This window comes from Citrobacter arsenatis, from assembly GCF_004353845.1.
Lineage (GTDB): Bacteria > Pseudomonadota > Gammaproteobacteria > Enterobacterales > Enterobacteriaceae > Citrobacter > Citrobacter arsenatis.
On the sequence record NZ_CP037864.1, the window covers coordinates 4,923,313 to 4,935,935 of the forward strand.

Genomic DNA, 12,623 nt, shown 5'->3' on the forward strand with positions numbered 1-12,623 from the left:
ATCTGGCGCATTGACTAAAACCAATAGCAACAACCATGCCAGAGCTTATGAGCAACGAGAATATCATTCAATCTTTTATCAGACAGTGATTTTATCCACAAGTTCCATGTCGTAATGTGTATAGATTACGCACAAAATGTGACATCACAATGAATACGCCGGGAAGAGATCACAGGGACTCTTTCCCTGCAGAGCGAACTACTCAGTGCAGGGAAAGATTATACCAGAGATTTTTTAATCGGGGGTAAAGTGGCGTAAATGTTGAACCGTGGCAAGCCAGGCTGCCACCCAGCCAATCATTGAGCACACCAGCAGCAATAACAGGCACTCGTCGAATGATAAGCCATTGATATCAAACTTGGTTCCAAATACCTGTGCCACCTCAGTCACCGCTGAAGACAGACGCATCACCAAAATTTCTGACAAAATCAGTGAAAGAAATGCGCCGGAAAAACCGAGCAGCGCACCGCCATAAAGGAACGGACGCAGAATAAATCCATCCGTTGCGCCAATCAGTTTCTGCACGTTGATGGTATCGCGACGCGCAAAAATACTCAGGCGCACGCTGTTACCGATGACGAGGAAGACCGCCGCCACCATCAGCACGCCAATCATCGCAGACACACGTCCGACAAGGCCCGTCAGCGCCGCCAGGCGAGCAAACCAGCTGTCATCCATGCGCACTTCATCAATACCGTTGATTTGTGCGATACGGTCACGCAGCGTATTCAGCGACTCCGTACCCTGGAAGTCCAGTTTAGGTATAACCACCGCCACGGCCGGTAGCGGGTTCTCTTCCAGCATATCCAGCGCACCGCCAAAACCAGACCAGTTACGGAATTCGCCCAGCGCATCGTCGCGGGAAAGATAATTAACTTTCTCCACGCCCTGCTCGGCCTGCAACTGACCCACCACCCGCGCCGCTGCATCATCATCCAGCGTTTTTTGCAGGTAAACGGTGATCTGCGGAGACGGATAATACTGGCTTGCCGCATGGTTTACGTTCTTGTAAACCATGTAGCACACGCTTGGCAGCGTCAGGGAGATGGCAATAACCATCACCGTCAGGAACGTCGCCAGCGGCTTACTTTTCAGATCCTGTAACGCGCCCTGGAACGCATAGCGCACCTGCTCATTAAAGACGTTGGTTTTACGCGAGTTCGGCTTTGGCGCGGCTTTCGCCCGCTTTGGCGCGTTGCGACCGCCATCGCCCGGCGCACCGCCCGATTTACGAAAACGATCCAGTCGGCTACCGAACTGTTTGATTTGATTAATAGCGTCACGTCTATTCATGCGCCAGGCCTCCATGCAGATGTCCATCGCTCAGAACCATTTGGCGATAGGAGCGACGGGAGATCAGGCCAATGTCGTGCGTGGCCATTAATACCGTGACCCCGACGCGGTTAAACTCTTCAAACAGGCGAAGGATCCCTTCTGACAGCGCGTCATCCAGGTTCCCCGTTGGTTCATCCGCCAGCAGTACCGCAGGCTTGTTCACCACCGCACGAGCGATGCCCACGCGCTGTTGTTCGCCGCCGGAGAGCTGAATCGGGAAGTTTTTCGCTTTGTCCAATAGCCCGACCTTATCCAGCGCCGCTGACACGCGACGACGAATATCGTCCCCGCTGGCACCCGCAATGATCAGCGGGATCGCCACGTTGTCAAACACGGTTCGGTCCATCAACAGGTGGTGATCCTGAAAAATCATGCCAATCTGACGACGCAGAAACGGCACTTCACGGTTTTTCAAACGGCTGATGTCATGCCCGCTGAAGTAGATTTTCCCGGCGCTGGGCCGTTCAATTCCACAAATCAGCTTCAGCAGGGTACTTTTCCCCGCGCCGGAGTGGCCGGTCAGAAACGCCATCTCGCCAGGCTGCATATGGAAGGTCACTCCCTGCAGCGCTTGTCTCCCACCGAGATAGGCCTTGCTGACATGTTCAAAGCGAATCATTGTTAATCCTCTCGGGCAAAAAGTGCCTCTATAAAATCGTCCGCTTTAAACGGACGTAAATCCTCGATACGTTCGCCCACACCGATATAACGGATAGGGATGCCAAACTGATCGGCAACCGAGAAGATGACCCCACCCTTCGCCGTACCGTCCAGCTTGGTCAGGGTGATACCGGTTAAGCCCACCGCTTCATGGAACAGTTTGGCCTGGCTTATTGCATTCTGCCCGGTGCTGGCGTCGATAGTCAGCATAACTTCATGCGGCGCATCTTCGTCCAGCTTCTTCATGACGCGAACGATTTTTTTCAATTCTTCCATCAGGTGCGATTTATTCTGCAAACGCCCTGCGGTATCAGCGATCAGCACGTCTACGTTACGCGCCTTCGCCGCCTGAATGGCATCAAAGATAACGGAGGCGGAATCCGCACCGGTATGCTGCGCAATCACCGGGATGTTATTACGCTGGCCCCAGACCTGCAGCTGTTCTACCGCCGCTGCACGGAAAGTATCGCCCGCCGCCAGCATCACCGATTTACCCTGCTGTTCAAACTGACGCGCCAGCTTACCAATGGTGGTGGTTTTGCCCACGCCGTTAACGCCAACCATTAAGATAACAAATGGCGTTTTGCCATCAACATTCAATGGTTCGTCAACCTTCGCCAGAATCTCGCCCATCTCGTCTTTCAGCAGACCGTACAGCGCTTCCGCGTCTTTGAGCTGCTTGCGACTGGCGCCTTCCGTCAGATTCGCAATGATCTTGCGGGTCGTTTCTACGCCCACGTCGGCGATCAGCAACTGTTCTTCCAGTTCTTCAAACAGATCATCGTCGATCTTCTTACCACGGAAAAGACTGATAAATCCGGAACCGAGGTTTTCTTTTGTTTTCAGCAGGCTGCGTTTCAGGCGCGCAAAGAAACCTTCTTTAGTTGGTTTTTCCTGCTCCTGGACTGCCTCTTCTTTTACCGGTTCTTCAACAGCAGCTTCTTCTACCGGCACCACCATGACGGCTTCTTCAGCAGCCTCGGCGGCCAGCGCCTGCGCTTCCAGCTCTTCGTCTGTCAGCTGCGGTTCGTTTTCAGCTTCCTCTTCAGCCGCCTCAACGATTTCCACGGTTTCCGCTTCGGCCTGCCACTCTTCGGCAGAAACCTCTTCGGCTTTCACCTCTTCCGGCAGCGGCAATTCTTCGCGTTCAATAACCGCCGCCGCTGGCGTTTCCACTACAGTTTCAGCAACGGGTTCAGCTACCGGCTCAATCTCCGGCTGCGATTGTTCGGCGACAGGTTCTTCTTCCGGCTGCAGTTTTTCGATTTCCGCAACCTGTTCAGTCACTTCAACGACTTCAGCTGCAAAGGCTTGCGCTTGCGCCTCGCTACGGGTTTCCTCGGCGCGCGGCTGTTCGTCAACAACGATAGTTTCTTCAGCAACCGGTTGTTGTTCTTCGTTTTTTACTTCTGTCTCGTTTTCCGGTGCCTGCTCTTTTTGACCAAAGCCCAGCCAGGAAAAAAAGCCACGTTTTTTCTCTTTCGCCATTTGCGACTACACTCCCCCGCTGTTGCTTCATGGCACAGCGTCAACGCTATGTACATAGCAGCTAAAAAAATGATGAAATAGTCTATCACTTAACTTAACTCACATCACCGCCTGGAATGACATGCTATAGGCGGATTGAGCAATAATAGAAATGAAAAAACCGAATCACTCTGGTAGCGGCCAGATTCGCATTATTGGCGGGCAATGGCGTGGCCGTAAACTCCCGGTTCCGGACAGCCCCGGCCTGCGTCCGACCACCGACCGTGTACGCGAAACGTTGTTTAACTGGCTGGCCCCGGTAATGGTCGATGCTCACTGCCTGGACTGCTTCGCCGGCAGCGGCGCACTGGGGCTGGAAGCTCTCTCCCGCTATGCGGCGAATGCGACGCTTCTGGAGATGGATCGCGCGGTATCTCAGCAGCTACAAAAGAATCTTGCCACGCTGAAAGCCCCCCATGCCCGCGTCGTTAACACTAATACCCTGACATTTTTAGCTCAGGCAGGTACGCCACATAACGTGGTGTTTGTTGACCCGCCGTTTCGTAAAGGATTACTGGAAGAAACATTAACTCTTCTGGAAACTCATGGCTGGCTGGCAGATGAAGCCTATATTTACGTTGAAAGCGAAGTAGAAAACGGTTTGCCGCCGATTCCGGTGAACTGGTCGCTATACCGTGAAAAAGTCGCCGGACAGGTCGCCTATCGCCTGTACCAACGTGAAGCACGAGGAGAACACGATGCTGATTAACCTGGGACGCCTGCTGATGCTGTGCGTCTGGGCATTTTTACTACTGAATATTTTTCAACCCTTTCCACGTCCGCTTAACATCTTCGTTAACGTCGCACTGATATTTATGGTGCTGATGCATGGCATGCAGCTGGCGCTGTTAAAAAGCACCATGCCAAAAGATGGTCCGCAGATGACCCGCGGAGAAAAAATCCGCATTTTCCTGTTCGGCGTCTTTGAACTGCTAGTCTGGCAGAAGAAGATTAAGGACCAGTTGAAGAAGTAACTGCAATCTTTTCGCCCGGCGGCGCGTTGCGGGCCGGGGCGAGAAATCTGTAGGCCGGACAAGGCGTAAGCCGCCATCCGGCATCAGCCGGATAAAAGCTTAGCGTTCAGCAGTAAAATCAACAAAACGCGAACCTTTGTAACTCAGCGTGCCTTTATCCCCAACCGTTAACGCGTGGTACTGCTTAGCGTCCAGACGAAACGTCTGCTCGAGGCCGCCGCTTTGAGGCTTGAAACTGGCTTCATAGCGCATGCTGGTTCCTGCCGGGCTCACTTCCTGCTGACGGGATCGCCGATCGTTAAGCGGTTTTTCCCGTTTGTTACTCACCACCACCTGCTTTTGCACCAGCGGCGCCGCATCATTATCGGCTTTTTCTCGCCGCTGCTGAACAAAGCGAAACGACGCGGCGACAACAATTAAGGCAATGATAACAATGAAAAAAAGTGGTGGTTTGCTCATTTTATTAACCCATCAGAAAATGCGGAAATAAGCATACATTGCCTGTTATGGTGTTGTCATCTGGCAGTGTCGACCTCTACACTGGACAGTAGAGCCGTAGGCACCCCGCTTACGAAAAAATAACGAATTCAAGGAACTAAGATGCTTTGGTCGTTTATCGCTGTCTGCCTTTCCGCATGGTTGTTCGTGGATGCTTCCTATCGTGGGCCCGCCTGGCAACGCTGGGTCTTTAAACCCCTGACATTACTCCTGTTGGCTCTGCTGGCCTGGCAGGCGCCAATGTTTAACGCCATCAGCTATCTGGTGCTGGCTGGCCTGCTAGCCTCGCTGCTGGGCGATGCGCTGACTTTGTTGCCGCGCCAACGCCTGCTGTACGCCGTGGGGGCATTCTTCCTGTCGCATCTGCTGTATACCATCTACTTCGCCAGCCAAATGACGCTGTCGTTCTTCTGGCCTCTGCCGTTGGTGCTGGTGGTGCTGGGGGCGTTGCTGATTGCCGTGATCTGGACGCGTCTGGAAGAGCTGCGTGTCGCTATCTGCACCTTTATCGGCATCACGCTGATGATGGTCTGGATGGCCGGTGAGCTGTGGTTCTTCCGCCCGACCGCGCCGGCGCTGTCGGCATTTATGGGCGCATCGCTCCTGTTCATCGGCAACATTGTCTGGCTGGGTAGCCATTACCGTCGCCGCTTCCGTGCCGATAACGCAATTGCCGCCGCCTGCTACTTCGCCGGACATTTCCTGATTGTTCGTTCTTTGTATCTTTAAAACGCTTGACTCTGGAGTCGACTCCAGAGTGTATCCTCCGGTTAATACGAAATGATTATCAACCGGAGGATGCCATGTCGACACCCGATACCCGTGGCAAAAAGGTCCCACAATTCTCTTCATTCAAGCCAGTGCCTGCGCCACAAAAGGTGGATGACTGCTGCTGCGAAGGAAGCTGCTCTACCCCACCGCCCGTATCCGATACCGTACAAGGTACCCGCTATTCCTGGAAAGTGGCGGGCATGGACTGTGCGGCCTGCGCCCGAAAAGTAGAAAATGCGGTCCGCCAGGTCAGCGACGTCAACCAGGTCCAGGTTCTGTTCGCCACTGAAAAACTGGTAGTCGATGCCAGTTCCGATATCCGCCAGCAAGTTGAAAACGCAGTGCAAAAGGCAGGCTATACCCTGCGCGATGAGCACGCGACGGACGCTGCCCCCGAGTCCCGTTTTAAAGAAAACCTGCCGCTGATTTCGCTGATTATCATGATGACGATTAGTTGGGGGCTAGAGCAGTTCAATCACCCCTTCGGTCAGATAGCGTTTATCGCCACCACGCTGGTTGGTCTGTATCCCATTGCCCGTCAGGCTCTGCGTCTGATGAAAACCGGCAGCTACTTTGCCATTGAAACGTTGATGAGCGTGGCCGCCATTGGCGCACTGTTTATCGGCGCGACGGCGGAAGCCGCCATGGTGCTGCTGCTGTTTTTAATTGGTGAACGCCTGGAAGGATGGGCCGCCAGCCGCGCCCGTAAAGGGGTTAGCGCGCTGATGGCGCTCAAACCGGAAACCGCCACGCGCCTGCGTAACGGCGAGCGCGAAGTGGTGGCTATCAATACCCTCCGGCCTGGTGATGTTATCGAAGTTGCCGCGGGCGGGCGTTTACCTGCCGACGGCAAATTGGTCTCCGGTTTTGCCAGCTTTGATGAAAGCGCCCTGACCGGCGAATCGATTCCCGTTGAACGTGCCACCGGCGAGAAAGTCCCGGCCGGCGCCACCAGCGTGGACCGTCTTGTAACGCTGGAAGTGCTCTCCGAGCCGGGTGCCAGCGCCATTGACCGTATTCTGAAGCTGATTGAAGAAGCGGAAGAACGTCGTGCCCCGATTGAGCGCTTTATTGACCGTTTCAGCCGAATTTACACCCCAGCGATTATGGCGGTTGCGCTGCTGGTCACCCTCGTACCGCCACTGCTGTTTGCCGCATCCTGGCAGGAGTGGATTTACAAAGGGCTGACGCTGCTGCTGATTGGTTGTCCTTGCGCACTGGTGATTTCAACACCCGCAGCCATTACCTCTGGTCTTGCCGCCGCGGCGCGTCGTGGCGCGTTAATCAAAGGCGGGGCCGCGCTGGAACAGTTGGGTAGAGTCACGCAGGTGGCGTTTGATAAAACCGGTACCCTGACCGTCGGTAAACCACGCGTCACGGCGATTCATCCGGCAAGCGGTATTAGCGAAGCTGAACTGCTGGCACTGGCGGCAGCGGTAGAGCAAGGCGCAACGCACCCGCTGGCACAGGCGATTGTCCGGGAAGCACAAACGCGCGAACTGACTATTCCTGTCGCAAAAGAGCAACGGGCGCTGGTTGGCTCTGGAATTGAAGCGCTGGTCAACGGCGAACGCGTACTGATTTGCGCCGCCGGTAAGCAACCTACTGATGCCTTTGCCGGGCAGATTAGCGAGCTGGAAAACGCGGGCCAAACGGTGGTGCTGGTGCTGCGTAACGATGTCGTTCTCGGCATGCTGGCCCTACAGGACACACTGCGCGACGACGCGCGTAGCGCCATCAGCGAGCTGAATCAGATTGGCGTGAAAGGCGTGATCCTGACCGGCGATAACCCACGTGCGGCGGCAGCCATTGCCGGCGAGCTGGGGCTCGAATTCAAAGCGGGACTCTTGCCGGAGGATAAAGTGCAGGCCGTAACCCATCTTAACCAACAGTCGCCGCTGGCGATGGTCGGCGACGGCATCAACGACGCCCCGGCAATGAAAGCGGCCACCATCGGCATTGCGATGGGAAGCGGGACCGACGTCGCGCTGGAAACCGCCGATGCAGCCCTGACCCACAACCGTCTGCGTGGTCTGGTGCAAATGATTCATCTGGCGCGCGCCACCCACGCCAATATTCGCCAGAACATTGCGATTGCGCTGGGCCTGAAGGGGATTTTTCTCGTTACCACGCTGCTCGGGATAACCGGACTGTGGCTGGCGGTGCTGGCGGATACGGGGGCGACGGTACTGGTGACCGCTAACGCGCTGCGGTTATTGCGTAAAGGATAATGTGTGTGCCGGATGCGGCGTTGCCTTATCCGGCCTACAGGTTACACCGTCTTTGTAGGTCGGATAAGCGTTAGCGCCATCCGGCATACAGGTTACACCGTCTTTGTAGGCCGGATAAGCGTTAGCGCCATCCGGCATACAGGTTACACCGTCTTTGTAGGCCGGATAAGCGTTAGCGCCACCCGGCATACAGGTTACACCGTCTTTGTAGGTCGGATAAGCGTTAGCGCCACCCGGCATACAGGTTACACCGTCTTTGTAGACCGGATAAGCGTTAGCGCCACCCGGCATACAGGTTACACCGTCTTTGTAGGTCGGATAAGCGTTAGCGCCACCCGGCATACAGGTTACACAGTCTTTGTAGGCATAAGCGTTAGCGCCATCCGGCATACAGGCCACACAGTCTTTGTAGGCCGGATAAGCGTTAGCGCCATCCGGCATACAGGCCACACAGTCTTTGTAGGCCGGATAAGCGTTAGCGCCATCCGGCATAACAAGATTACTGCCCTTTGCGCACCAGATAGCGGTACGGCAGCGAGTCGGTCTCTTTGGCCACCAGCTCATGTTCCATGAAGGTACAGAAGCCGGGAATGTCACGGGTTGTCGCCGGATCGTCGGCGACAATCAGCAGCGTTTCACCCGCCTGCATGCCGCGCACGGTTTTACGTACCATCATTACGGGTTCCGGGCAGCGCAACCCCTGGGCATCAAGAGTATGGTCGGGAGAGGTAAACAGATCGCTCATCGTAGTCTCGTTCATTCAAAAACGGCGTTATTTTACGCTCTGTTGTGGCGTAAGCCAATCAGGTTAACGATTGCGTGAAAAACAACCATTGCAATGTGCTCTTAAAGCAGTATCATGCGACGGTTTTTTATTGGGTTCCCTCACCCCATCCAACAAAAAGGTCACAATATGACTCCGTTTACACAATCTCAGCGCGTAAAAGCGTTGTTTTGGCTATCGCTATTTCATCTGCTGGTGATCACCTCCAGCAACTATCTGGTGCAGCTACCGATCTCCATTTTTGGTTTCCATACCACATGGGGCGCTTTTAGCTTTCCGTTTATATTCCTCGCGACCGACCTGACCGTGCGTATTTTTGGCGCGCCGTTGGCACGACGTATCATCTTTGCGGTAATGATCCCTGCGCTGCTGATCTCCTATGTCGTTTCATCCCTGTTCTATATGGGATCGTGGCAGGGTTTCGGCGCGTTGCTGCACTTTAATCTGTTTGTCGCCCGTATCGCCGCCGCCAGCTTTATGGCTTACGCGCTGGGACAAATTCTGGATGTGCATGTCTTCAACCGCCTGCGTCAGAACCGTCGCTGGTGGCTGGCGCCGACAGCTTCCACGCTGTTTGGCAACATTAGCGATACGTTGGCCTTCTTCTTTATCGCCTTCTGGCGCAGCCCGGACGCCTTTATGGCCGAGCACTGGATGGAAATCGCGCTGGTCGACTACTGCTTCAAAGTGCTGATCAGCATTATTTTCTTCCTGCCAATGTATGGCGTACTGCTGAATATGTTACTGAAAAGGCTGGCAGATAAATCCGAAATCTCTGCATTGCAGACGAGTTAAAGGTTCATTTTCCGAGTTGTGATAAGATGGACGAATGAGCCGTTATGGCCGTTTATCGAAAGGAAGAAGTCAATGCGCAATCTGGTTAAATATGTCGGTATTGGCCTGCTGGTTATGGGGCTTGCGGCCTGTGATAATAGCGATACAAAAGCGCCAGCAGAAGGTGCTGCCGCAGAAAGTAACGCCACCGGACAACCGGTCAGTCTGCTGGACGGCAAACTCAGTTTTTCCCTGCCCGCGGATATGACCGATCAGAGCGGCAAGCTGGGCACCCAGGCGAACAATATGCACGTGTATTCTGATGCAACCGGCCAGAAAGCGGTGATTGTGATTGTTGGCGACAATACCAACGAAGATCTGGCCGTGCTGGCAAAACGTCTGGAAGATCAGCAGCGTAGCCGCGACCCGCAGTTGCAGGTCGTCACCAATAAATCGATTGAGCTGAAAGGCCACACCCTGCAGCAGTTAGACAGCATTATCTCGGCCAAAGGCCAGACCGCATACTCTTCCGTGGTGCTGGGTAAAGTGGACAACCAACTGCTGACTCTGCAAATCACGCTGCCTGCTGACGATCAGCAAAAAGCGCAAACGACCGCAGAAAACATCATTAACACGCTGGTTATCCAGTAACGGTTAAGACGATGACGCGGCCTCTGGTGACACCACCTGAGGCCGTTTTTTTAACCGCCAGGTCAGCAATAACGCCACCGCCACCAGCCCGGCTGCCGCCAGATAAATAACCGGCACACCTGCCCACGTCATTACCAGTCCGGCCAGCGGCCCGGTAACTCCCAGCGATAAATCCATAAACACCGTATAGGTCGCCAGCGCAGCCCCCTGATTTTGCTGGGGAACAGCTTTTACCGCTACCACTCCCAATGCCGGGAAGACCAGCGAGAACCCGGCCCCTGCCAGCAGGACGCCGATTTTCGCCATCCACGGCATGGAAGCTACCCCGACCAGCAGCAGACCAACAATCTCGACGCTAAAGCAGAGCATTGCCACATTCAACCCGCCTAAGCGGTTGATACCATTTGGGAACAACAAACGCGTGCCGACAAACGTGCAGCTAAAAAGCGTCAGCGCGAATGCGGCGCCGTCCCAACCTTTGGCATCATAAAACAGGGTAATGAACGTGGCGATTACCCCAAATCCAGCGGAGGCCAGGGCCAGTGCCATACCGTACAACCAGACGCGCCCAAGCACCGCGCGAAACGGCAACGGTTTGCCTTTACTGGCCTTCACCGCCGGACGAGGGAGCGCCAGCAGTATCGCCAGCAACGCCACGCCCATCACGGTCAGCGCCAGCCCTTGTAAGCCGCCCCAGGCATAAAACAGAACGCCCAGCGGAGCGCCTATCGCCATCGCGCCATAGGTCACAATACCGTTCCACGAAATCACCCGCCCGATGTGCATTGAGCCAACCACCCCCACGCCCCACAGCGTAGAGCCGGTCCCGGCAAAGCTTTGCCCGATGCCAAGAATCACGCGCCCCATGCATAGCAGTAGCAGGCTTGCCAGCGGCCAGCCGTTCGTTGAACCCGCCAGTAAATAGCCCAGTCCGCTTAAAAAGCAGCCGCACAGGCCGAATACCACAATCTTCTTTGGCCCCAGCAGGTCGGCATAGCGACCTGCATGCGGACGGCTCAGCAGCGTAGCGAAATATTGCAGGCTGATGACCAGGCCAGCCCAGAAAGCGCTGAACCCCATCACATCATGGACATAGCCTGGCAATACCGCGAGCGGCAGGCCGATGGTCAGGTAGCTGGCGAAGTTAAACATCACCACAGAAACAATGCGCAGATTAAGGCGTAAACCGCTAAGCGTCGGTTCAGCGACGGGTTCGGGCATGGAGGGTCACCACATTTTCACAACTGTGTTTCATTTTTACCATGTTGCCGGACAGAAATCAGTAGTCAGTTTTGGAGTTTTAGTCGCAAACCAGCCGCTACACTTAATGCAAAAACGCAGGCAGGAAGAAAACATGACAACCCCTCAACCCGATAAAACGGGTTTGCACATTTTGCTCAAACTGGCCGCTTTGGTGGTGATCCTCGCCGGTATTCATGCCGCGGCGGATATCATCGTACAACTTCTGCTGGCCCTCTTTTTTGCCATTGTTTTGAATCCGTTAGTCACCTGGTTTATTCGCCGAGGTGTACGTCGCCCGGTAGCCATTACGTTAGTGGTGGTAGTGATGATGATCGCTCTTACGGCGTTGGTCGGCGTTCTGGCGTCGTCAATCACTGAATTCATGGACCTGCTGCCAAAATACAACAAGGAGCTGACACGCAAAGTTCTGTATCTACAAGAGATGGTGCCTTTCCTGAATCTGCATATGTCTCCGGAGCGCATGCTGCAACGCATGGACTCCGACAAGCTGATGACCTTCACAACCACGCTGATGACGAGTCTTTCCGGTGCCATGGCCAGCGTCGTCCTGCTGGTGATGACGGTGGTCTTTATGTTGTTTGAAGTGCGTCATGTCCCCTATAAGATGCGCTTTGCGCTGAATAACCCACAAATCCATATTGCGGGGCTGCATCGGGCGCTGAAGGGGGTGTCTCACTATCTGGCGCTGAAAACGCTGCTCAGCTTATGGACCGGCGCTATCGTCTGGCTTGGGCTGGCGCTAATGGGGATTCAGTTTGCTCTGATGTGGGGCGTGCTGGCATTCTTGCTAAACTACGTGCCCAACATTGGCTCGGTCATTTCCGCTGTCCCGCCCATGATCCAGGCGCTGCTGTTCAACGGCGTTTACGAATGCGTGTTGGTTGGCGCACTGTTTCTGGTGGTGCATATGGTGATTGGTAACATCCTTGAACCCCGCATGATGGGGCATCGGCTGGGGTTATCGACGCTTATCGTCTTCCTCTCTTTGTTGGTGTGGGGATGGCTGCTCGGCCCGGTAGGCATGCTGCTCTCCGTGCCGTTAACCAGCGTGTGTAAAATCTGGATGGAAACGACCACAGGCGGCAGCAAACTGGCAATTTTGCTGGGACCCGGCAGGCCCAAAAGCCGATTACCTGGATAAACTTGCAAACAGCA

The 12,623-nt window shown here is 54.7% G+C and carries 14 protein-coding genes; 7 read left to right on the forward strand and 7 right to left on the reverse strand.

Going from position 1 to position 12,623, the window contains the following annotated elements; all coding sequences use genetic code 11:
• Positions 1-234 precede the first annotated feature (234 nt).
• The 3 genes from ftsX to ftsY are packed head-to-tail and all read right to left on the reverse strand — an operon-like array spanning position 235 to position 3,483.
• A complete protein-coding gene (gene ftsX, locus E1B03_RS24770) occupies positions 235-1,293 on the reverse strand; it encodes a permease-like cell division protein FtsX (RefSeq protein ID WP_103769551.1) in 1,059 nt (352 codons plus the stop codon).
• Entirely contained in the window at positions 1,286-1,954 is a 669-nt protein-coding gene (gene ftsE, locus E1B03_RS24775) for a cell division ATP-binding protein FtsE (RefSeq protein WP_003023420.1), read from the reverse strand. The genes ftsX and ftsE overlap by 8 nt, the downstream gene beginning before the upstream one ends.
• A gap of 2 nt (positions 1,955-1,956) precedes the next feature.
• Positions 1,957-3,483: a signal recognition particle-docking protein FtsY gene (gene ftsY / locus E1B03_RS24780; protein ID WP_133087085.1), complete on the reverse strand. Its 1,527-nt coding sequence runs from the start codon at positions 3,481-3,483 to the stop codon at positions 1,957-1,959.
• A gap of 151 nt (positions 3,484-3,634) precedes the next feature.
• Between ftsY and rsmD the strand changes: the two genes are divergently transcribed.
• On the forward strand, positions 3,635-4,231 hold the full coding sequence (gene rsmD, locus E1B03_RS24785; protein ID WP_103769549.1) for a 16S rRNA (guanine(966)-N(2))-methyltransferase: 597 nt from the start codon (positions 3,635-3,637) through the stop codon (positions 4,229-4,231).
• On the forward strand, positions 4,221-4,496 hold the full coding sequence (locus E1B03_RS24790; protein WP_016154842.1) for a DUF1145 family protein: 276 nt from the start codon (positions 4,221-4,223) through the stop codon (positions 4,494-4,496). The genes rsmD and E1B03_RS24790 overlap by 11 nt, the downstream gene beginning before the upstream one ends.
• Positions 4,497-4,595: 99 nt before the next feature.
• On the opposite strand, the gene E1B03_RS24795 is transcribed toward E1B03_RS24790, so the two are convergent.
• Positions 4,596-4,955 (reverse strand): DUF2500 domain-containing protein, encoded by a 360-nt coding sequence (locus tag E1B03_RS24795; protein ID WP_103769548.1) that lies wholly within the window; start codon positions 4,953-4,955, stop codon positions 4,596-4,598.
• A gap of 141 nt (positions 4,956-5,096) precedes the next feature.
• Between E1B03_RS24795 and E1B03_RS24800 the strand changes: the two genes are divergently transcribed.
• Both E1B03_RS24800 and zntA read left to right on the forward strand, forming a co-directional pair.
• Positions 5,097-5,723 (forward strand): lysoplasmalogenase, encoded by a 627-nt coding sequence (locus E1B03_RS24800; RefSeq protein ID WP_003827558.1) that lies wholly within the window; start codon positions 5,097-5,099, stop codon positions 5,721-5,723.
• A 74-nt stretch (positions 5,724-5,797) separates the two neighbouring features.
• Positions 5,798-7,996 (forward strand): Zn(II)/Cd(II)/Pb(II) translocating P-type ATPase ZntA, encoded by a 2,199-nt coding sequence (gene zntA / locus E1B03_RS24805; protein WP_133087086.1) that lies wholly within the window; start codon positions 5,798-5,800, stop codon positions 7,994-7,996.
• On the opposite strand, the gene E1B03_RS24810 is transcribed toward zntA, so the two are convergent.
• Both E1B03_RS24810 and tusA read right to left on the reverse strand, forming a co-directional pair.
• Positions 7,979-8,488 (reverse strand): hypothetical protein, encoded by a 510-nt coding sequence (locus E1B03_RS24810; protein ID WP_133087087.1) that lies wholly within the window; start codon positions 8,486-8,488, stop codon positions 7,979-7,981. The genes zntA and E1B03_RS24810 overlap by 18 nt on opposite strands.
• Before the next feature lie 7 nt (positions 8,489-8,495).
• A complete protein-coding gene (gene tusA, locus E1B03_RS24815; RefSeq protein WP_003827551.1) occupies positions 8,496-8,741 on the reverse strand; it encodes a sulfurtransferase TusA in 246 nt (81 codons plus the stop codon).
• Positions 8,742-8,909: 168 nt separating this feature from the next.
• Here tusA and E1B03_RS24820 point away from each other — a divergent pair, with 168 nt between their 5' ends.
• Together E1B03_RS24820 and E1B03_RS24825 are read left to right on the forward strand one after the other, a co-directional pair.
• Positions 8,910-9,575 carry a 7-cyano-7-deazaguanine/7-aminomethyl-7-deazaguanine transporter gene (locus E1B03_RS24820; RefSeq protein ID WP_019078120.1) on the forward strand — a complete coding sequence of 222 codons (666 nt, stop codon included), beginning with the start codon at positions 8,910-8,912 and terminating at the stop codon, positions 9,573-9,575.
• 72 nt (positions 9,576-9,647) lie between these two features.
• Complete coding sequence (locus E1B03_RS24825) at positions 9,648-10,205, forward strand: DcrB family lipoprotein (protein WP_003827547.1); 558 nt, start codon at positions 9,648-9,650, stop codon at positions 10,203-10,205.
• 3 nt (positions 10,206-10,208) lie between these two features.
• On the opposite strand, the gene E1B03_RS24830 is transcribed toward E1B03_RS24825, so the two are convergent.
• Positions 10,209-11,426 (reverse strand): MFS transporter, encoded by a 1,218-nt coding sequence (locus E1B03_RS24830; protein ID WP_103769545.1) that lies wholly within the window; start codon positions 11,424-11,426, stop codon positions 10,209-10,211.
• Positions 11,427-11,559: 133 nt separating this feature from the next.
• Between E1B03_RS24830 and E1B03_RS24835 the strand changes: the two genes are divergently transcribed.
• Positions 11,560-12,609 carry an AI-2E family transporter gene (locus E1B03_RS24835; RefSeq protein ID WP_103769544.1) on the forward strand — a complete coding sequence of 350 codons (1,050 nt, stop codon included), beginning with the start codon at positions 11,560-11,562 and terminating at the stop codon, positions 12,607-12,609.
• Positions 12,610-12,623: the final 14 nt, after the last annotated feature.